Origin of the sequence: Aeromicrobium massiliense JC14, from assembly GCF_000312105.1 — a bacterium.
Taxonomy (GTDB): Bacteria; Actinomycetota; Actinomycetes; order Propionibacteriales; family Nocardioidaceae; genus Aeromicrobium; species Aeromicrobium massiliense.
On record NZ_HE978638.1, the window covers coordinates 587,790 to 607,932 of the forward strand.

Consider the following 20,143-nt stretch of genomic DNA (forward strand, 5'->3'; position numbering starts at 1 on the left):
AGCACACCGACATGGCTGACTACATCGGCTCGATCGACCAGGGCACCACGAGCACCCGGTTCATGATCTTCGACCACGGCGGCAACGAGGTCGCCCGTCACCAGCTCGAGCACGAGCAGGTGATGCCGAAGGCGGGCTGGGTCGAGCACGACCCGACCGAGATCTGGGAGCGCACGACCTCGGTCATCCAGACCGCGCTGCGCCGCGCGAAGCTCGAGGCGTCCGACCTGGCCGCCCTGGGCATCACCAACCAGCGCGAGACCACCGTCGTGTGGAACAGGAAGACCGGACGTCCGTACTACAACGCGATCGTCTGGCAGGACACCCGCACCGACCGCATCGCGTCGGCGCTGGAGCGCGACGGTCACGGCGACACCATCCGGCACAAGGCCGGCCTGCCCCCGGCGACGTACTTCGCCGGCGGCAAGATCAAGTGGATCCTGGAGAACGTCGACGGCGTCCGCGAGGCGGCCGAGGCCGGCGACGCGATCTTCGGCACCACGGACTCCTGGGTCCTGTGGAACCTGACCGGCGGCCCGCGCGGCGGCGTCCACGTCACCGACGTCACCAACGCCAGCCGCACGATGCTCATGGACCTGGAGACGCTCGACTGGGACGACGAGCTGCTCGCGATCTTCGACATCCCGCGCCAGATGCTGCCCGAGATCAAGCCGTCCTCGTCGCCCGAGCCGTACGGCCACACACTGGAGAACGGCCCGTTCGGCGGCGAGGTGCCGATCACCGGCATCCTCGGCGACCAGCAGGCCGCGACCGTCGGCCAGGTCTGCTTCGAGCCCGGCGAGGCCAAGAACACCTACGGCACCGGCAACTTCATGCTGCTCAACACCGGCACGGAGATCGTCCGCTCCAAGGCGGGCCTGCTGACCACGCCGGCCTACAAGTTCGGCGACGAGCCGTGCGTGTACGCGCTGGAGGGCTCCATCGCCGTGACCGGCTCGGCCGTGCAGTGGCTGCGCGACCAGCTGGGCATCATCTCCGGCGCCGCGCAGTCCGAGTCGCTGGCCAAGCAGGTCGAGGACAACGGCGGCGTCTACTTCGTGCCGGCGTTCTCGGGCCTGTTCGCGCCGTACTGGCGCTCGGACGCCCGGGGCGCCATCGTCGGCCTGTCGCGCTACAACACCAACGCGCACCTGGCCCGCGCCACCCTCGAGTCGATCTGCTACCAGAGCCGCGACGTCGCCGAGGCGATGGCCAAGGACTCCGGCGTCGAGCTCGAGGTGCTCAAGGTCGACGGCGGCGTGACCGCCAACGAGCTGTGCATGCAGATCCAGTCCGACGTGCTCGGCGTCCCGGTCAGCCGTCCGGTGGTCGCCGAGACCACCGCGCTGGGTGCGGCGTACGCGGCCGGCCTGGCCGTCGGCTTCTGGGCCAACACCGACGAGCTGCGCGAGAACTGGAACGAGTCCAAGCGGTGGGAGCCGTCCTGGGACGAAACCCGGCGCGAGGAGGGTTATGCCATGTGGAAGAAGGCCGTGACCCGCACCCTCGACTGGGTGGACGTGGACTGAGGAGGTTCGACATGCGATCGGTAGCCCTGTCACCACAGGCCCGGGAGGACGCGCTCGACGCGATGGAGAGCGAGGTGCTCGACGTCCTGGTCGTCGGCGGCGGCGTCGTCGGGGCCGGTGCGGCGCTCGACGCCGTGACGCGCGGCCTGACCGTCGGCCTCGTCGAGGCGCGCGACGTCGCGTCCGGCACCTCCAGCCGCTCCAGCAAGCTCATGCACGGCGGGCTGCGGTACCTGGAGATGCTCGACTTCCGGCTCGTCGCCGAGGCGCTCAAGGAGCGCGGCCTCAACCTGGAGCGGCTCGCGCCGCACCTGGTCAAGAAGGTGCCGTTCCTGTACCCGCTGACGCACCGCGGCTGGGAGCGGTTCTACGTCGGCTCCGGCGTGGCCCTGTACGACGCGATGAGCAAGGCCTCGGGCTACGGCTCGAGCGTCCCGCTGCACAAGCACCTGACCCGGCGCGGCGCCCGCAAGCTCGTGCCGTCGCTGAAGAAGGACGCCCTGGTGGGCGCCCTGCGCTACTACGACGCGCAGGTCGACGACGCCCGGCACACGATGTTCCTGGCCCGCACGGCGGCCGCCTACGGCGCGCACGTCGCCACCCGGGCCCGGGTCGTCGACCTGGTCAAGGAGGGGGAGCGCGTCGTGGGTGCGCACGTCCGTGACCTGGAGACCGGCCGCGAGCTCACCGTGCGGGCGCGGCAGGTCGTCAACGCCACCGGTGTCTGGACCGACGACACCCAGCAGATGGCGGGGGAGCGCGGCCTGTTCCACGTCCGCGCCTCCAAGGGCATCCACCTCGTCGTGCCGCGCGACCGGCTGCGCAGCGAGACCGGCATGATCCTGCGCACCGAGAAGTCGGTGCTGTTCGTCATCCCGTGGGGCCGGCACTGGATCATCGGCACGACCGACACCGCGTGGTCGCTGAGCAAGGACCACCCGGCGGCGAGCGAGAGCGACATCGACTACCTGCTCGACCACGTCAACGAGGTGCTGGAGACGCCGCTCACCCGGGCGGACGTCCAGGGCGTCTACGCCGGGCTGCGACCCCTGCTGGAGGGCGAGTCGGAGGCCACGTCGAAGCTGTCGCGCGAGCACGCGGTCGGCCACCCGGCTCCGGGCCTGGTCGTCGTGGCCGGCGGCAAGTACACGACCTATCGCGTGATGGCCAAGGACGCGATCGACGAGGCCGTCCACGGGCTGGAGGTGCAGCTCGACCGCAAGGTGCCGGAGTGCGTCACCGAGGACGTCCCGCTGCTCGGCGCCGAGGGGTACGAGGCGCTGTGGAACACCCGGCACCTGCTGGCCCGCACCAGCGGGCTGCACGAGGTGCGGGTCGAGCACCTGCTCAACCGCTACGGCTCGCTCGTGCACGAGGTGCTCGAGCTCGTCCAACAGGACCCGTCGCTGGGGGAGCCGCTCACCGGTGCGAACGACTACCTGCGGGCCGAGGTGGTCTACGCGGCCAGCCACGAGGGGGCCCGTCACGTCGACGACGTCCTGACGCGGCGCACGCGCGTCTCGATCGAGGAGTTCGACCGCGGACTCGGGGTCGTCGAGGAGGTCGCCGACCTCATGGCCGGCGTCCTGGGCTGGGACGGCTCGCAGCGCGACCGCGAGGTCGAGCACTACCGCAGCCGGGTCGAGGCGGAGCTGGAGAGCCAGCGGATGCCCGACGACGAGACGGCCGACGCCGCCCGCAAGGGCGCGCCGGACGTCGTGCCGGTGACGACCACCTGAGGTCGGAGCCGGCCGGACGGACCGACGGCGCCGTCGTGCGGAGAGATCCGCGCGGCGGCGCCGTCGTCGTGTCGGTGCTCGGGGTGCCGGGTACGGGACTCGAACCCGTACGCCCTCTCGGACAGTGGTTTTTGAGACCACCGCGTCTACCATTCCGCCAACCCGGCCAGGCGCCCGACGCGTCGCGGGCGCCGGATAACCTTCTCATGTGGACGACCTGACGACCGACGCGACACCGGCCCCGCGCGTGCTCATCGCCGAGGACGAGGCGCTCATCCGGCTCGACCTCTCCGAGATGCTCGCCGAGGAGGGCTACGACGTGGTCGGCCAGGCGGCCGACGGCGAGCAGGCCGTGGCCCTGGCCCACGAGCTGCGTCCGGACCTGGTGGTCATGGACGTCAAGATGCCCAAGCTCGACGGCATCGCCGCCGCCTCGCAGATCGCCCAGGCCCGCATCGCCCCCGTGGTCATGCTGACCGCGTTCAGCCAGCGCGACCTGGTCGAGCGGGCGGGGGAGGCCGGCGCGATGGCCTACCTGGTGAAGCCGTTCACGAAGTCCGACCTGGTGCCGGCGATCGAGGTGGCCCGCAGCCGCTTCGCCGAGCTGCGCCAGCTCGCCGACGAGGTCGGCTCGCTGGAGGAGCAGCTCGCGGCGCGCAAGGCGGTCGAGCGTGCCAAGTCGCTGCTGCAGGCCGCGCTGGGCATCAGCGAGGCCGAGGCGTTCCGCTGGATCCAGAAGACGGCGATGGACCTGCGCATGTCCGCGCGCGAGGTCGCCGAGCAGGTCGTCGAGAAGGGCCCGGGCCTCGGCGCGTCCTGATCGGACGCATTACAACTTGGCTACGAAACCGATCAATTCTCCGTGCGTAACCCATTCGGCACGAACGAGGACTACTTTCATCGCAACGCGACCTGGGTCACGACCCTGACGGAATCCAGGCCGACCATCCGTTGAAGATCCCCGGAGGATTGATGAAGAACAGCACCAAGCTTGTTCGCCTCGCCGCCGTTGCTGCTGCGAGCGCCCTCGTGCTCGCCGCCTGCGGCGGAGGCGACGACGACAAGTCTTCGGACGACAAGACCTCGGCCGCTCCCGCCGCCAAGGGCGACGGCACGCTGACCGTCGGCACCCTGCTGCCGTCGACCGGTGACCTCGCCTTCCTCGGCCCGCCGGAGTTCGCGGGCGTCGACCTCGCGGTCAAGGACATCAACGAGGCCGGCGGCGTGCTCGGCAAGCCGGTCGCGCAGTCCAAGGCCGACTCCGGCGACGGCACGCCGAAGATCGCCCCCGGCTCGGTCGACAAGCTGCTCGCCGCGAAGTCCGACGTCATTGTCGGCGCCGCGTCGTCGAGCGTCTCGCTGTCGGTCATCGACAAGATCATCGGCGCCGGCGTCGTGCAGTTCTCGCCGGCCAACACGTCGACCGCCTTCGACGAGTACGACGACAAGGGCCTGTACTTCCGCACGGCTCCGTCGGACGTCCTCCAGGGCGCGGTGCTCGGCAACCTGGTGCTGCAGGACGGCGCCAAGAACGTCGCCATCCTGGCCCGCCAGGAGGCGTACGGCGAGGCGCTGGCCGAGAACACCAAGAAGACCATCGAGGAGCAGGGCGGCAAGGTCGCCGAGACCGTGCTGTACGCGGTCGACGCCACCTCGTACACCTCGGAGATCCAGAAGATCAAGGACTCGGGCGCCGACGCGATCATCGTCATCGCCTTCAACGAGACCACCAAGATCATCCCGGGTCTGGAGCAGGCCGGCATCGGCCCGAAGCAGGTCCCCACGTACTTCGTCGACGGCAACACGGCGGACTACAGCAAGGACTTCCCGAAGGGCACGCTGCAGGGCGTCAAGGCCACCTACCCGGGTGCCGAGCTCAAGGACGACTTCAAGGCCCGCATGCTCGAGGTCGACCCGAAGCTGACCGACTTCACGTACGGACCGGAGTCCTACGACGCGACCATCCTGTCGGCCCTGGCCGCCGAGGCCGCGAAGGACGACTCGGGCAAGTCGATCGCCAGCAAGCTGGTCGAGGTCTCCGCCGAGGGTGAGAAGTGCACGACGTTCAAGGACTGCGTCGCGCTCGTCAAGGACGGCAAGGACATCGACTACGACGGTGTCTCCGGCCCGGTCGACCTGAACGAGTCCGGCAGCCCCTCGAAGGCCACCATCGGCATCTTCGAGTACGCCGCGGACAACACGTTCAAGAACACCGACTACATCACCGGCGTCGTCGAGTGACCTGCTGAACCCAGCAACAGCAAGGGGCCCCGGCTTTCGCCGGGGCCCCTTCGCGTGTGCGGTGCGGTGCGGGTCAGGACAGCGCCTGCTCCAGGTCCGCGAGCAGGTCGGCGGTGTCCTCGATGCCCACCGACAGACGCACCAGGTCGTCCGGCACCTCCAGCAGCGACCCGGCGGTGGACGCGTGGGTCATCGCGCCGGGGTGCTCGATGAGCGACTCGACCCCGCCGAGGCTCTCGGCCAGCGTGAACACCTCGGTGCGCGCGCACAGGTCGAGCGCCGCCTGGCGTCCACCGGCCAGCCGCAGCGAGATCATGCCGCCGAAGCGGCGCATCTGCTTGGCCGCGGTGTCGTGGCCGGGGTGCTCGGGCAGGCCCGGGTAGAGCACCTTCGCGACGGCGGAGTGGCCGACCAGCATGTCGACGATCGCCTCGGCGCTGGTGCAGTGCTGCTCCATGCGCAGCGCGAGCGTCTTGGCGCCGCGCAGCGTGAGGTACGCGCCGAACGGGTCCGGCACACCGCCGGCACCGTTCTGCAGGAACCCGAACCCGAGGTCGAGCTCCTCGTCGTCGGTGATCAGCACGCCGCCGACGACGTCGGAGTGGCCACCGACGTACTTGGTGGTGGAGTGCAGCACGATGTCCGCGCCGAGCGACAGCGGCTGCTGCAGGTACGGCGAGGCGAAGGTGTTGTCGACCAGCAGCTTCGCGCCGGACGTGTGCGCCAGCTCGGCGGCCGCCGCGATGTCGCCGACGTTGAGCAGCGGGTTGGTCGGGGTCTCCATCCAGACGAGCTTCGTCTCGGGACGGATGGCCTCGCGGATGGCGTCCAGGTCGTTCACCGCGGCGGGGGTGTAGCTGATGCCCCACTGGGTGAAGACCTTGTCGATCAGCCGGAAGGTGCCGCCGTAGGCGTCGTTCGGGATGACCAGGTGGTCGCCGGGGCGCAGGATCGTGCGCAGGGCGCAGTCGGTCGCGGCCATGCCCGAGCTGAACGCCCGTCCGTACGTGCCGTTCTCCAGCGCGGCCAGGTTCGCCTCGAGCGAGCGGCGCGTCGGGTTGCCGGTGCGCGCGTACTCGAAGCCCGAGCGCATGCCGCCGACGCCGTCCTGGGCGAACGTGGACGAGGCGTAGATCGGCGTGTTCACCGCACCGGTGACCGGGTCCGGCTCCCAGCCGGCGTGGACGGCGCGGGTGCTGAAGCCGTGGTCGGTCATACGTGCACTCCCAGCAGGTCGTGGCGGGTGAGGACGCCGACGGGCTGGCCCTCGTCGACGACCATGAGGGCGTCGCTCTCGCTGAGCGCCTTCATGGTGGCGGTGAGGTCCTCGCCGACGCCGATGAGCGGCAGGCGGGGCCCCATGTGGTCGGCGACGGCGTCGGTGAGCGAGGCGCGTCCCTCGAAGACCGCGCTCAGCAGGTCGCTCTCGTTGACCGATCCGGCGACCTCGCCGATGACGACCGGCGGCTCGGCGCCGACGACGGGCATCTGCGAGACGCCGTACTCGCGCAGGATCTCGATCGCGTCTCGCACCGTCTCGGACGGGTGCGTGTGCACGAGCGCCGGCATGTCGCCGGACTTCTTGCGCAGGATGTCGCCGACCGTCGGTTCGTCCGTGCGGCCGTCCAGCGACGTGCGCAGGAAGCCGTACGAGCTCATCCAGTCGTCGTTGAAGATCTTGCCCATGTAGCCGCGGCCCCCGTCGGGCAGCAGCACGACGATGACGGCGTCCGGCTCGCGACGGGCGACCTCGAGGGCGGCGACGACGGCCATGCCGCACGAGCCGCCGACGAGCAGGCCCTCCTCGCGGGCGAGGCGGCGCGTCATGTCGAACGAGTCGGCGTCGGTGACCGCGATGATCTCGTCGGTGACGGACGGGTCGTAGGCGCTCGGCCAGAAGTCCTCGCCGACACCCTCGACCAGGTAGGGGCGTCCGGTGCCGCCGGAGTAGACCGAGCCGACCGGGTCGGCGCCGATGATCTTCACGCGACCGTCGGACACCTCCTTGAGGTAGCGGCCGGCGCCCGTGATGGTGCCGCCGGTGCCGACGCCCGCGACGAAGTGGGTGATCTTGCCGTCGGTGTCGGCCCAGATCTCCGGACCGGTGGTCTCGTAGTGACTCTGCGGGCCGGCCGGGTTGGAGTACTGGTCGGGCTTCCAGGCGCCCTCGACCTCACGCACGAGACGGTCGGAGACCGAGTAGTACGAGTCGGGGTGCTCGGGCGGCACGGCGGTGGGGCACACGACGACCTCGGCGCCGTAGGCGCGCAGCACGTTGCGCTTGTCCTCGCCGACCTTGTCCGGGCACACGAAGATGCATTGGTAGCCGCGCTGCTGGGCGACGAGGGCGAGGCCGACGCCGGTGTTGCCCGAGGTGGGCTCGACGATCGTGCCGCCGGGCTTCAGGGCTCCGGACGCCTCGGCGGCGTCCACCATCCTGACCGCGATGCGGTCCTTGGAGCTGCCTCCGGGGTTGAGGTACTCGATCTTGGCCGCGACCAGCCCGGAACCGGGAGTGACGACGTTGTTGAGCCTGACCAGCGGGGTGCCCCCGACGAGGTCGACCACGTGATTGGCGATCCGCATGCCGCCATTCTTGCATCCAGTCCGTGAGACGCCCGGGCGAGGCGGGCTACCGGGCGGTCAGCACCGGGCGGGCCTCGCGGACGTCGATCGTGGTGGCCGGACCGGTGGCGGTGATCGTCTCCGCCAGGGTCTGCCAGGGGCCGCCGTCGACGCGGAAGCGCACCTCGTAGGTCGCGTCGACGCGGAGCGTGACGCCGCGGGCCGGGCGCTCGTAGCGGTGCACGACGTCCTTGCTCGGGTACGGTGCGCCCGGCGTCGTCGTCTGCTGGCTGGTGCCGTCGCCGTGGTGCCACGTGTAGGTGGTGGGGGAGGCCTCGAGCTCGACGCTGCTGCCCAGCAGGCTGATGCTGCGGGCGAAGTCCGGCTCGGTCGTGTGCAGGATCGTGTCGAGGTTGACCAGCGTCTCGCCGCCGGGCTGCACCGACAGCCGCAGGCTCGGCAGACCGATCTCGCGCACCGCGGTCAGCACCCGCCCCGGGGTGACCTGCGGAGCCTCCGGCTCGTCCGCCACCGGCTGCGCCGGGTTTTCGGCCTCGTTGGGGCTGAGTGCGCACCGCCAGTTGGGGTTCGACATGTCGAAGAAGCACCGAGGTGGGGGCGTGGAACGGACCGGCGCGCTCCAGGGCTTCCGCCCGCGTTGGGCATCGGGTGCTGGCCCACCAGATGTAATGCGAGGGTGCACGGCCTTGTCAGCCTGCAGTTCGATACCCGGTGACGTTTCACTCGGATCAACCGTCACATCATGAGGGAGGGCAGTCAGGAGCAAGAGGACGACGCTTGCGGTGTTCACTTCTCGATCCGATACAGCTCGACGATCCGTCGGGGTTCATCGTCGCTCACAACGAACGCGATCTTGAACATGTCGCGGCCGCCTGCGTCGTTCAGCGCTCCAATCTCGGCCACGACTCCGAGACCATCACCAGTGTCCTCTAACTCAACTGCGTTTCCCATCGCCCATAGAGGCTGCGTCGCGTTCACGCGAGGTCCGTCAAAGTTCTCGACGTACTGTGTGCATCCCACGCATTCGTCTGCACTCAACGCCTTGAGACGCGAGCTGTCACCAGTGCGGGCGGCGTGATTGAGCACGTCCACGTAGTACTTCGTGAACGCGGGTGCGCCCTCCGGGAACGGAGCGTTCGCCTGGGCCGGCATGGTGGGGGCGGGCTCGGTGGGTGTCGGTGACGCCGAGGTGGCCTCGCTGGTCGCCGTGGGCCTCGGCCTCGGCTCGGCGTCGGCGTCCTCGCCGGAGCAGGACGCGAGCAGCAGCAGCGCTCCGAGCGTCAGGGCGGCGGGTCCGGTTCTGTTCATGCTTCCCCCGAAGGCAGTGGACAGTCCTGCCAACATAACGCCGCCGTTCCGGCGTTGTCAGCCCTTGGCTCGTCGATGTGGACGTGCGTCCGAGCCTGGGGACGACGATGCCCCGCGGTCGCTGGGCGACCGCGGGGCATCGGGGAGGGCGGCTGCTAGACGGTGCCGGCCTCCCGCGTGCCGGTCTCGACGTGGGCGTACGGGTCGACGGCCTTCGGACCCTTCTCCGGGTCGTGCGGCCAGCGCTCCTCGAGCACGACCGCCAGGGCGGACGCGGTGAAGATCGTCGACAGGATGCCGAACCCGAGGCCGATCAGCAGGGCGAGCGCGAAGTCGCCCAGCGAGTCGCCACCGAGCACGTAGAGCGCAGCCAGGATGAACATGGCGCCCAGACCGGTGTTGATGGTGCGCGGGATCGTCTGCAGGATCGCCTCGTTGACCACGTCCCTGAGCCGTCGGCCGCGGTTCTCGGCCGTGTGCTCACGGATGCGGTCGAACACGACGATCGTGTCGTTCACCGCCAGGCCGATCACTGACAGGATCGCGGCCAGGAACACCCCGTCGACGAGCTTGCCGGACCAGGCGAAGAAGCCCACCACCGTCAGCACGACCGACGACATGGACAGCACGGCCGCGGCGGCGTAGGTCCAGCGGAACCGCCAGGCCAGGTACAGCATCTGCGCGGCGACGGCGATGATGAACGCCAGGATCGCCTTGTTGCGCAGCTCCTTGCCGAGCGTCGGGCCGATCAGCTCGTCGCGCTGCTTCTCGACCTGTCCGCCGACGGTGGCCAGCGCGTCCTGGACCTCGACGGCCTCCTCGTTCGAGATCTTCTCCAGGCGGACGCTGATGTTGTCGTCCGACCCGTCGCCGGACGACTCCTGGACGACGGCGGACGGGAAGCCCGCGTCGGCGATGGCGTCGCGCGCGGTGTCGATGGAGACGTCCTTGGAGTGCGAGAACTCCAGGACGCGACCGCCGGTGAACTCGACGCCGAGGTTGAGCCCTCGGATCAGCAGGCCGCCGATGGAGACGACGGCGATGACGATGGTGAGCGCGATCCAGGTGCCGGCGCGGCGCATCAGGTTCGGGCCCGACTCGGTGAGATAAGTCCGGATGCGTCCGGTCTTGGCCAGGCCGGTGAGGCCCGGACGGTTGCGGACGAACGAGCGGCGCACGGCCCACTCGCACAGCACGCGGGCGACGACCAGCGCCGAGAACATCGACGCGATCGTGCCGATGGACAGCGTGACGCCGAAGCCCTTGACCGGGCCGGAGGCCAGGAAGAACAGCAGCAGCGCCGCGAGCAGGGTCGTGATGTTGGAGTCGAGGATCGCCGACCAGGCCTTGTTGAAGCCGGTGCTGAGCGAGCGTTCCATGTTGCCGCGGGCGGCGTACTCCTCCCGGGCTCTCTCGAACACCAGCACGTTGGCGTCGATGGCCAGTCCGATGGCGAGTACGAAGCCGGCGAGTCCGGGCAGCGTCAGCGTGGAGCCGAGCCAGACCAGCAGGCCGTACGAGATGAGCGCGTAGGTGCCCAGCGCGATCGAGGCCAGGAAGCCCATGAGGCGGTACACGATGACGATGAAGATGCCGGTCAGCGTGATGCCGATGATGCCGGCCTCGATGGACGCGTCGATGGCTGCGTCGCCGAGCGTCGCACCGACGGTGCGCTGCTCGATGACCTCGACGGGCACGGGCAGGGCGCCGCCCTTGATGAGGACGGCCAGGTTGTCGGCCTCCTCCTGGCTGAAGTCGCCGGTGATGGACGTGCTGGAGCCGCCGCCGGAGGCGCACAGCTCGGGCACGATGCCGGGCGAGGAGATGACCTTGTCGTCCAGCACGATCGCGACGCGCTGACCGGCCGACGGGTTGGCGCAGGCCGAGGCCACGAGCTTCTTCCAGCCGGGCGCGCCCTCGCCGTTGAACTCGACGTTCACCTGCCACTGGCCGATGCCGCCCTCGGGGGTCACGGCGTTCGCGTCGCTGACGCCGTTGCCGTCCAGGACGACGGGGCCGACGAGGATCGGCGCGCCGCTCTCGTCCTGCAGGAGCTTCTGGCCCTCGGGGACCTGGGGCTCGGCCTCGGCCGGGACGCTGAGGACCTCGTGGAAGCCGAGCTGAGCGGTCTGGCCGATGACCTCGGCCGCCTCGCGCGGGTCCTGGACGCCGGGGAGCTCGACGACGATGCGGTTCTCGCCGGAGCGAGCGAGCGTCGGCTCGGACACGCCGAGGGCGTCGACGCGGCCGCGCAGCACTTCGAGCGCGCGGTCGGTGGACTCGGCGTCGGCCTTGACGCGCTCGCTGTCCTTGGTCTGCAGGACGATCTGGGTGCCGCCCTCGAGGTCGAGGCCGAGCTTGGCCGGGGTGGTGAGCGCGAGCGCGAACGACGCGGCGATGACCGCGAGCGCTGCGAGGGCGCGCCACATGTTGCTGCGGGATGTCATGGATGTCTTTCGGTGGTGACGCCGTGGGGCGTGGGACGGACGAGCGGGCACGGCCTCAGGCCGGCGGAGCGCGTCCTTCGCGGGTCAACGGGGTGGCCGGCTCGCCCGGGCTCGGGCGCGACGGTGCGGCGTCGGCGACGCCCTGGGGGAGCGGGGCTCCGGAGACGTCGGGCAGCGCCGCGGCCAGGTCCCAGTGCAGGTCCGGCGCGGCGCTCACCGCGGCCGGCTCGACCGTCGCCGCGAGGCGGACGGGCGCGGCGGCCGACGTGGTCTGCGAGGCGACGGTGCGCTGCACCGACGTGGGCGACGTGCGGGTCGCGGCGTGCACGACGACGAGCGCCAGGAGCAGCGGGACCGACAGCACGGCCGCGCAGCGCCGCCTGGTGGTCCCCGTGAGCATCCCCTGATCGTACGGGACGCACGTGGCCGGGCGGTGACGTCTCGGTGTGCGTCCTACGCTGACCGCATGACGATCCAGATGCGCCGGCTCGGCACGAGCGACCTGTCCGTCTCCGTGGTGGGTGTGGGGTGCAACGCCTTCGGGCGCCGCATCGACGCCGACCGCACGCGCGAGGTCGTGCTCGGGGCGCTGGACGCCGGGGTGAACTTCTTCGACACCGCCGACACCTACGGCCTGGGCGCGAGCGAGGAGATGCTCGGCGCTGCGCTCGCCGGACGCCGGGACGAGGCCGTCATCGCGACCAAGTTCGGCATGGACATGCAGGGCGCCAACGGCGACGACGGCGGACGCCGCGGCTCGGCGGAGTACGTCCGCCGGGCGGCCGAGGCGAGCCTGCGCCGGCTCGGCGTCGACCACATCGACCTGTACCAGCTGCACACGCCGGACCCGGAGACGCCGATCGAGGAGACGCTCGGTGCCATGACCGAGCTCGTGCGGGAGGGCAAGGTCCGGGCGATCGGCTCGTCGAACCTGCAGGCCTGGCAGCTCGTCGGCGCCCACCACCGGGCCAAGGCGGCCGGGCTGGAGGAGTTCGTCACCGCGCAGAACGAGTACTCGCTCTACAACCGCACGGCCGAGGTCGAGCTCGTGCCGGCCTGCGAGACGCTGCAGGTCTCGATCCTGCCGTACTTCCCGCTCGCGTACGGCCTGCTCACCGGCAAGTACCACCGGGGCCAGAAGCCGCCGGCGGGAAGCCGTCTGGAGAGCGAGACTCACCGCTACGAGAACGCCGACTGGGACACGGTCGAGGCGCTCGCCGCGTTCGGCGAGGCGCGGGGGCTGACCCTGCTGCAGGTGGCCATCGGCGGCCTGGCGGCGCAGCCGGCGGTAGGCAGCGTCATCGCCGGGGCGACCCGGGCCGACCAGGTCGTGGCGAACGCGGAGGCGGCGCAGTGGGTGCCGAGCGAGGACGACCTCGCCGAGCTCGCGACCATCGGGCGTCCGCGGCACTCGTACACGACGTTCGCGCCGCCGCGCTGAGGGAGGAGGTAGGGCGTCGGGCTGGGAAGCGCCTCACGGCGCAAGGCCGCTCGAAGCGGCTATTTGTGGGACCCGGGGCTTGCCACAGCCCGACGCCCCACCAGCGTAGCGGCCGTCCGGCGACGCACAAGCACTAGTGCAGCTCGCCGGCACGCTCCAGCTCGGCGGCCCGGTGCAGGGCCTTGGCGGTGTCGAGCAGACGGGCGGCGCTGTGCGGGTCGCCGTACTCCATCTGGGCGCGTCCGATGGCGACGACGTGGGCGAACGAGGCCGCGCGGTCGAGCGCGACGTCCAGGTCGGGGCGCACGATCCCGCTCACCACGGTGTCGACCAGGGCGATGACCTCGTCGGGTCCCGGGGGCTCGACCACGCCGGCCAGGACGACGTCGACGGGGGAGAACGCCCGCCCGGCGCTGAACTCGCGGGCGGCGCCCGCCGGGTCGCGCACGACCCAGGTGCGCAGCACGTAGAGCCGCCACAGGGCGCCGGCGATGGTCTCGGCCGAGGCCTGCGACCACAGCTCGGCGATGACGCCGAGCCCCTCCTCGTCGGCCAGGTGGACGACGCGCTCCACGAGGCCGGCGTCGGCGTCGTTGGCGGCGCCGCGGACCAGCAGGGACGCGATGCGGTGCCCGGCGGCTGCCCGCTCGGCGGGATCGGGCTCGCCGGGGAGGTCGTCGAACAGGTGGGCTCCGGGCATGGCCGGCCGGCGGAAGTCGCTCATCGACGACGACTGTACGCCGCTGACCCCGAGCAGTCAGGCAGGTGAGGGAGAACGCAGCGCGTCGGCCAGCGGCTCGGCGACGATGCCGACCTGCCAGCGCCGGGCGCCGGCCGCGACGAGGGTGTCGGCCACGGTCGGCGCGTCGATCGGTGACGGCGGGCTCCAGGCCAGCTCGCGCACCAGGTGCGGGGTCAGCAGGTTCTCGGACGGCAGGTCGTGCTCGTCCGCCAGTGCCGTCATCACCTCGCGCACCGCGCCGAGCCGCTCGGCGGCCGCCGGGTTCTTGTCGTTCCAGGTGCGTGGGGGCGGTGGGCCGTCGGCGCGCGGCGACGCTGCGGGCAGGTCGGCGTCGTCGAGCCGCAGGACGTCGTCCACGACCTGCTGCCAGCGGGCCAGGAAGCGGCGCGGGCCGCGGCGCTGCAGCGACTTCAGCCCACGCATGGCCTGAGCGTCGGCGGGCAGCGTCTGCGCGATCTCGAGGATCGCCGCGTCGGGCAGGACGCGGGACGGGGTGATGTCGCGCTCGCGGGCGATCTCGTCGCGGGCCAGCCACAGGTCGCGGACGACGCCCAGGGCGCGGCGTCCGCGGGCCCGGTGGATGCCGGACGTGCGTCGCCACGGGTCGGTGCGCGGGGCAGGGCCGGTGAACGACAGCAGCGCCTCGAACTCCTCGGCTGCCCACTCGCGCTTGCCGGCCGCGACCAGGCGCTCGTCCATGACGTCGCGCAGCTCGACCAGCACCTCGACGTCGAGCGCGGCGTACTCCAGCCACGGCTCGGGCAGGGGACGGGTGGACCAGTCGACGGCCGAGTGCTCCTTGGCCAGGCTCGACCCGAGGAGCGACTCCACCAGCGTGGCCAGGCCGACGCGGGGGAGGTTCAGCAGCCGTCCGGCGAGCTCGGTGTCGAACAGGGCGCGCGGATGCAGGCCGACCTCGGCCAGGCACACGAGGTCCTGGGTGGCCGCGTGCAGGATCCACTCGGCGTCGCCGATCGCCTCGTCGAGGCTGGACAGGTCGGGCAGCGCGATGGGGTCGATGAGCGCGGTGCCGGCGCCCTCGCGGCGCACCTGCACGAGGTAGGCGCGCTGGGAGTAGCGGTAGCCGGACGCCCGCTCGGCGTCCAGGCCGACCGGGCCGGAGCCGGCGGCCACCTTCGCCACGTAGGCGGCGAGCGCCTCGGGCGTGGCGATGACCTCGGGCAGCGGCTCGCGCAGGCGCAGCGGGGGCGCCGGCGGGGTGTCGGGCACCTCGGGCGCCTCGGGCTGGGCGGGGGTGTCCTCGCTCATCCGCGCTGGCCGCCACGCCGCGACGGGAACGGGATGACACCGGGCTGCAGCGGCGGCAGGCCGGCGAGGGTGCAGAGCAGGTCGGACCAGGCGGCGGCGTGCTGGCCGTCGGGCACGACCGGGGTCCAGGACGCGCGCAGCTCGACCTGGGCCGAGCCGGTGTCGTCGTCGAGGTCGCCGAAGCCCTCGGACCGCACGACGGTGACCGAGCCGCTGGCGACCGCGTGCTCGGCGCCGTAGCCGGCCAGCGCGTCGACCAGCCAGCTCCAGCCCACCGAGGGCAGGACGGGGTCGGCGGCCATCTCGGGGTCGATCTCGGCACGGGCGAACGTGACGCAGCGGAAGGTGCCCTCCCAGGCGTCCTGCCCGGCGGGGTCGTGCAGCAGGACGAAGCGTCCGGTGCCGACCTCGTCGTCGTCGACGGTGACGTCGCCGGTCATCGCGTACGCGTACGGCGCGATGCGGCGGGGAGGCGGCAGCTCGTCGGCGCCCACCTCGGGGCGCAACGAGGCGTGACGCATGGCCTCGACCGCAGCGACGAACGCTGCGGGCTCTCGGTCGATCGGCTCGCGGGCACCCACATCGCGATCGTAGGCGTCGGCGCCGACGTCGACCGGCTCCGACACTCCGAATCCGGCCGTCCGATGGGGACGGCGTGGGCCGCACCTGAGAGGATCGAGGGGTGACGACGACGTTGGCCGACAGCCCGTTCCTCCAGGCCGCCCGTGGTGGCACCCCCTCCCACACCCCGGTGTGGTTCATGCGCCAGGCGGGCCGCTCGCTGCCCGAGTACCGCGCGGTGCGCGAGGGCGTGGCGATGCTCGACTCCTGCTTCCGCCCCGAGCTGGTCGTGGAGATCACGATGCAGCCCGTGCGCCGGCACGGCGTCGACGCGGCCATCTTCTTCAGCGACATCGTCGTGCCGCTCAAGGCCATCGGCGTCGACCTCGACATCGTGCCCGGCACCGGACCGGTCGTCGCCGAGCCGATCCGCTCGGCCGACCAGCTGGCCCAGCTGCGCGACATCGAGCCTGACGACGTCGAGCCGATCGCCGAGTCGGTCCGCGGCCTGGTGGACGAGCTCGGCTCCACGCCGCTCATCGGCTTCGCCGGGGCGCCGTTCACCCTCGCGTCGTACCTGATCGAGGGCGGACCGTCGCGCGACCACCGCCGCACCAAGCAGCTCATGTACGCCGAGCCGGAGCTCTGGCACGCGCTCGCCGGCCGCCTGGCCGCGATCGCCGGACAGTTCCTGCGCGTGCAGGTCGAGAACGGCGCCTCCGCCGTCCAGCTGTTCGACTCCTGGGCCGGGGCGCTGTCGCTGGCCGACTACCGCCGGTTCGTCCTGCCGCACTCGCAGGCGGCGCTGTCCGCGCTCGACGGCCTCGACGTCCCGCGCATCCACTTCGGCGTCGGCACCGGCGAGCTGCTCGGTGCGATGGGCGAGGCCGGCGTCGACGTCGTCGGCGTCGACTGGCGCGTCCCGCTCGACGAGGCGGTCAAGCGCATCGGTCCGGGCAAGGCGGTGCAGGGCAACCTCGACCCCACCACGCTGTTCGCACCCACCGAGGTCGTCGAGCGCGAGGCCGCCCGCGTCATCGAGGCCGGCCGGACGGCGCCCGGGCACGTGTTCAACCTGGGCCACGGCGTCCTCCCCGACACCGACCCGGACGCCCTGACCCGCCTGGTCGACTTCGTCCACGGGTACGACGCGCGATGACCCGCGTCGCGGTCGTCGGTGGCGGCATCGCCGGGCTGGCCGCCGCGCTGCGGGTGCGTGAGCTCGCGCCCGACGCGGAGGTCGTCGTCCTCGAGGCCACCGACCGGGTGGGCGGCAAGCTGCGCCAGCAGGAGGTCGCCGGCCTGACGATCGACGTCGGCGCCGAGGCGATGCTCGCCCGTCGCCCGGAGGGCGTGGCACTGGCGCACGCCGCCGGACTGGGCGACGAGCTCGTCCACCCCGCCGCCGGCGTGGGTGCCGGCATCTGGACCCGCGGGGCGGTGCGTCCGCTGCCGCCGACCGTGCAGGGCATCCCGTCGGACCTGGAGGCGCTCGCGGCGTCCGGCATCCTCGCCGAGGCGCCGGTCTCGCACCCGGCCCCGGCGCCGGCCGACGACGTCTCGGTGGCCGAGTTCGTGACCGAGCGGGTGGGACAGGACGTGCTCGACCGGCTCGTCGAGCCGCTGCTGGGCGGCGTCTACGCCGGACGTCCGGAGCGGCTCTCGTTGCAGGCCGCGGCGCCACAGGTCGCCGCCCTCGCGCCCGACCTGCTCGCCGGGGCCGCGGCGGCCCGTGAGCGCACCTACCAGCAGCCCGACGCCGGGCCCGTCTTCGCCTGCGTGCGCGGGGGCATGGGCCGGCTGCCCGGCGCCGTCGCCGCCGCGTCCGGTGCGCAGGTGCGCACCGGCGCCCCGGTGCGCGACCTCGTCCGCCACGGCGACGGCTGGCGGCTGACGATCGGCCCGGCCCACGACCTGGACGAGCTGGACGCCGACCTCGTCGTCGTCGCCACGCCCGGTGCCGCCACGTCGCGCCTGCTGGCCGAGCTGGCGCCCGAGGCCGCGTTCGCCCTCGCCGACGTCGAGTACGGGAGCATGGCCATCGCCAGCCTGGTGCTCGACGGCGAGGTCGAGGGGGTCGGCACGGGCTTCCTCGTCCCGGCCGTCGAGGGCACCGCGATCAAGGCCTCCACGTTCTCCTCGCACAAGTGGCCGTGGGTGGCCGAGATGGCGCCCGGGCGCACCGTGCTGCGCACGTCCATGGGCCGGGTCGGCGACTCGACGCTGCTCGGCCTCACGGACGGGCAGGTCGTCGAGCGCTCCCTGGCCGACCTGACCGCGGCGGTCGGGCCGCTCCCGCCGCTGCTCGACGCGCACGTGCAGCGCTGGGGCTCGGCCCTGCCGCAGTACGACGTCGGCCACCTCGCGCGGGTCGACGTCGTCGAGCGCTCCGTGGCCGAGGTGGCGGGGCTGGAGGTGTGCGGCGCGGCCTACCGCGGCATCGGCATCCCGGCCGTCGTGGCCAACGCCCACGCCGCCGTCGACCGTCTGCTCGCGACCGCCTAGCCGGGCGCGGACGCGTGGTGCGCCAGGAGCACAATGGAGCCATGAGCGACATCGACCACGCAGCCATCGCCGAGGAAGTCAACGCCAGCACGCGGTACGTCTTCTACTCGGTGTTCAAGCTCGTCACGCCGCTGGCGGACGCCGACCGGGCGGCCGAGGCCGCCGAGGTCGAGGCGTTCTTCGCCAAGCTCGGCGACGACGACGTCGTGGTGCGCGGCACCTACGACGTGAGCGGCATGCGCGCCGACGCCGACCTGCTGATCTGGTGGCACGGCCCGAGCATCGACGTGCTGCAGGCGGCCTACAACGGCTTCCGCCGCACGGCGCTCGGCTCGCGCATGACGCCGGTGTGGTCGAACGCCGCGATGCACCGCCCGGCCGAGTTCAACCGGGCGCACATCCCGGCCGTCCTCGCCGGCGAGGAGCCCAAGCCGTACCTGTGCGTGTACCCGTTCGTGCGCTCCTACGAGTGGTACCTGCTGCCCGAGGACGAGCGCCGCACGATGCTGCGCGACCACGGCCTGGCCGCCCGCGACTACGCCGACGTGCGCGCGAGCACGCTCGCCTCGTTCGCCCTGGGCGACTACGAGTGGATCCTGGCCTTCGAGGCCGACGAGCTGCACCGCATCGTCGACCTGATGCGCGAGCTGCGCGCCACCGAGGCCCGGCTGCACGTCCGCGAGGAGCTGCCGTTCTACACCGGACGCGCCCGCTCGGTCGCCGAGCTCACCCAGCTCTGGCCCTGAGCCCACAGCACGACGAAGCCCCCGGACGCCTGAGCGTCCGGGGGCTTCGTCGTCCGCTCAGCCCTGGACGGGCTGCTGCGAGAGGCTGATGCCGTTGATGCAGTAGCGCAGGTCGGTGGGCGTGTCGAAGCCCTCGCCCTGGAACACGTGGCCCAGGTGCGACCCGCAGTTGGCGCAGCGCACCTCGGTGCGCTTCATGCCCATCGTGGTGTCGTCGATGTACTCGACGCGGTCCTCGGCCAGCGGCGAGTAGAACGCCGGCCAGCCGCAGTGGGCGTCGAACTTCGTGTCGCTGCGGAACAGCTCGGAGCCACAGGCCCGGCACGCGTAGACGGCCTCGGTGGTGTCGGTCTCGATGGGGGAGGAGAAGGGGCGCTCGGTGCCGGCCTCACGCAGGACGTGGTACTCGGCGGCGCTCAGCTCGCCGCGCCACTCGTCCTCGGTCTTGGAGACGTCGTACGCGCGGTCGCTCGAGGCGGGGATGTCGTGAGCCATGTGGTCAGGGTACGACCGGGCTCAACCGTGGTTCAGAGCGCCTGGGCGTCGAACGGGACGTGCTCGAGCAGGTGCAGCGTCGGCAGGTCCAGCGCCCGGCGGGCGCGCGAGGCCCAGTCCATGCGCAGCAGCTCGCGGACGGCGTGCGAGTCGGTCATGACGATGACCTCGGCGACCTCGACGCGCTTGGCCAGGGCCACGAGCTCGTCCAGCGGGTCGTCCTGGGCCAGCTCGCCGCTGACCTGCTGACCGCGCTCGCGCAGCAGCGCGACGCTGGCCTCGAGCTCGGCCTGCCCGGCCCGGCGCACCTCGCGCGACAGGTCGTTCACCAGGTCCGGCTCGGTGGGCGGGAGCACCTGGCCGCCGAACGCCGTCATCGACGACATCATGGTCGCGGTGGACGACTCCACCGGGAGCAGCAGGTGGTACGTGACGGGCTCGTCGAGCCCTTCGTGCAGCGACATGACCTGGTCGGCGTCGAGGGGCTCCAGCTGGTGCTCGATGAGCAGGGCGACGTCATACATGGCCCCAGCG

Annotated in this window: 19 protein-coding genes and 1 tRNA gene; 8 read left to right on the forward strand and 12 right to left on the reverse strand. The window is 71.9% G+C overall.

All coding sequences use genetic code 11. The features are described 5' to 3' along the window. Positions 1-11 precede the first annotated feature (11 nt). Together glpK and HGAM_RS15635 are read left to right on the forward strand one after the other, a co-directional pair. Positions 12-1,529 carry a glycerol kinase GlpK gene (glpK, locus tag HGAM_RS15630; RefSeq protein ID WP_019146442.1) on the forward strand — a complete coding sequence of 506 codons (1,518 nt, stop codon included), beginning with the start codon at positions 12-14 and terminating at the stop codon, positions 1,527-1,529. Positions 1,530-1,540: 11 nt separating this feature from the next. After that, the gene (locus HGAM_RS15635; protein WP_038951903.1) at positions 1,541-3,268 is read left to right on the forward strand and encodes a glycerol-3-phosphate dehydrogenase/oxidase; all 1,728 of its coding nucleotides are present in this window, start codon (positions 1,541-1,543) and stop codon (positions 3,266-3,268) included. Positions 3,269-3,352: 84 nt separating this feature from the next. On the opposite strand, the gene HGAM_RS15640 is transcribed toward HGAM_RS15635, so the two are convergent. Then, positions 3,353-3,435 (reverse strand) — tRNA-Leu (locus tag HGAM_RS15640). Between the two features lie 41 nt (positions 3,436-3,476). Here HGAM_RS15640 and HGAM_RS15645 point away from each other — a divergent pair. Together HGAM_RS15645 and HGAM_RS15650 are read left to right on the forward strand one after the other, a co-directional pair. Next, positions 3,477-4,088 (forward strand): ANTAR domain-containing response regulator, encoded by a 612-nt coding sequence (locus HGAM_RS15645; RefSeq protein ID WP_019146444.1) that lies wholly within the window; start codon positions 3,477-3,479, stop codon positions 4,086-4,088. A 152-nt stretch (positions 4,089-4,240) separates the two neighbouring features. Continuing rightward, positions 4,241-5,509, forward strand: a complete 1,269-nt coding sequence (locus HGAM_RS15650) for an ABC transporter substrate-binding protein (RefSeq protein ID WP_019146445.1) — start codon at positions 4,241-4,243, stop codon at positions 5,507-5,509. Positions 5,510-5,582: 73 nt separating this feature from the next. Here HGAM_RS15650 and HGAM_RS15655 read toward each other — a convergent pair whose 3' ends face one another. The 6 genes from HGAM_RS15655 to HGAM_RS15680 form a co-directional block, all read right to left on the reverse strand. Further along, positions 5,583-6,725 (reverse strand): cystathionine gamma-synthase, encoded by a 1,143-nt coding sequence (locus HGAM_RS15655; RefSeq protein WP_019146446.1) that lies wholly within the window; start codon positions 6,723-6,725, stop codon positions 5,583-5,585. Next, the gene (locus HGAM_RS15660; RefSeq protein ID WP_019146447.1) at positions 6,722-8,095 is read right to left on the reverse strand and encodes a cystathionine beta-synthase; all 1,374 of its coding nucleotides are present in this window, start codon (positions 8,093-8,095) and stop codon (positions 6,722-6,724) included. Before HGAM_RS15660 ends, HGAM_RS15655 begins: the two co-directional genes overlap by 4 nt. A gap of 46 nt (positions 8,096-8,141) precedes the next feature. Beyond that, complete coding sequence (locus HGAM_RS15665) at positions 8,142-8,669, reverse strand: hypothetical protein (protein WP_020692344.1); 528 nt, start codon at positions 8,667-8,669, stop codon at positions 8,142-8,144. A gap of 212 nt (positions 8,670-8,881) precedes the next feature. Continuing rightward, the gene (locus tag HGAM_RS15670; RefSeq protein WP_147543790.1) at positions 8,882-9,403 is read right to left on the reverse strand and encodes a DUF6318 family protein; all 522 of its coding nucleotides are present in this window, start codon (positions 9,401-9,403) and stop codon (positions 8,882-8,884) included. Positions 9,404-9,558: 155 nt separating this feature from the next. Further along, positions 9,559-11,850: a protein translocase subunit SecD gene (gene secD, locus HGAM_RS15675; RefSeq protein ID WP_038951904.1), complete on the reverse strand. Its 2,292-nt coding sequence runs from the start codon at positions 11,848-11,850 to the stop codon at positions 9,559-9,561. 55 nt (positions 11,851-11,905) lie between these two features. After that, complete coding sequence (locus tag HGAM_RS15680; protein WP_019146451.1) at positions 11,906-12,250, reverse strand: hypothetical protein; 345 nt, start codon at positions 12,248-12,250, stop codon at positions 11,906-11,908. 66 nt (positions 12,251-12,316) lie between these two features. Between HGAM_RS15680 and HGAM_RS15685 the strand changes: the two genes are divergently transcribed. Beyond that, positions 12,317-13,291: an aldo/keto reductase gene (locus HGAM_RS15685; RefSeq protein WP_019146452.1), complete on the forward strand. Its 975-nt coding sequence runs from the start codon at positions 12,317-12,319 to the stop codon at positions 13,289-13,291. A 133-nt stretch (positions 13,292-13,424) separates the two neighbouring features. Here HGAM_RS15685 and HGAM_RS15690 read toward each other — a convergent pair whose 3' ends face one another. The 3 genes from HGAM_RS15690 to HGAM_RS15700 are packed head-to-tail and all read right to left on the reverse strand — an operon-like array spanning position 13,425 to position 15,883. Continuing rightward, entirely contained in the window at positions 13,425-14,015 is a 591-nt protein-coding gene (locus HGAM_RS15690) for a hypothetical protein (protein WP_019146453.1), read from the reverse strand. 33 nt (positions 14,016-14,048) lie between these two features. Further along, positions 14,049-15,302 carry a ribonuclease D gene (locus HGAM_RS15695; protein ID WP_019146454.1) on the reverse strand — a complete coding sequence of 418 codons (1,254 nt, stop codon included), beginning with the start codon at positions 15,300-15,302 and terminating at the stop codon, positions 14,049-14,051. Next, complete coding sequence (locus HGAM_RS15700; RefSeq protein ID WP_038951905.1) at positions 15,299-15,883, reverse strand: DUF3000 domain-containing protein; 585 nt, start codon at positions 15,881-15,883, stop codon at positions 15,299-15,301. The genes HGAM_RS15695 and HGAM_RS15700 overlap by 4 nt, the downstream gene beginning before the upstream one ends. Positions 15,884-15,984: 101 nt before the next feature. Between HGAM_RS15700 and hemE the strand changes: the two genes are divergently transcribed. From hemE to hemQ, 3 genes are read left to right on the forward strand one after another with little or no spacing between them, the layout of a single operon-like run. Further along, complete coding sequence (gene hemE, locus HGAM_RS15705; RefSeq protein ID WP_019146456.1) at positions 15,985-17,022, forward strand: uroporphyrinogen decarboxylase; 1,038 nt, start codon at positions 15,985-15,987, stop codon at positions 17,020-17,022. Continuing rightward, positions 17,019-18,368, forward strand: a complete 1,350-nt coding sequence (gene hemG, locus HGAM_RS15710; protein ID WP_019146457.1) for a protoporphyrinogen oxidase — start codon at positions 17,019-17,021, stop codon at positions 18,366-18,368. Before hemE ends, hemG begins: the two co-directional genes overlap by 4 nt. A 41-nt stretch (positions 18,369-18,409) precedes the next feature. Beyond that, complete coding sequence (hemQ, locus tag HGAM_RS15715; protein ID WP_019146458.1) at positions 18,410-19,114, forward strand: hydrogen peroxide-dependent heme synthase; 705 nt, start codon at positions 18,410-18,412, stop codon at positions 19,112-19,114. A 57-nt stretch (positions 19,115-19,171) separates the two neighbouring features. On the opposite strand, the gene msrB is transcribed toward hemQ, so the two are convergent. After that, positions 19,172-19,609 carry a peptide-methionine (R)-S-oxide reductase MsrB gene (gene msrB, locus HGAM_RS15720; protein ID WP_019146459.1) on the reverse strand — a complete coding sequence of 146 codons (438 nt, stop codon included), beginning with the start codon at positions 19,607-19,609 and terminating at the stop codon, positions 19,172-19,174. Between the two features lie 32 nt (positions 19,610-19,641). Continuing rightward, the gene (locus tag HGAM_RS19755) at positions 19,642-20,133 is read right to left on the reverse strand and encodes a hypothetical protein (RefSeq protein WP_019146460.1); all 492 of its coding nucleotides are present in this window, start codon (positions 20,131-20,133) and stop codon (positions 19,642-19,644) included. Positions 20,134-20,143 lie beyond the last annotated feature (10 nt).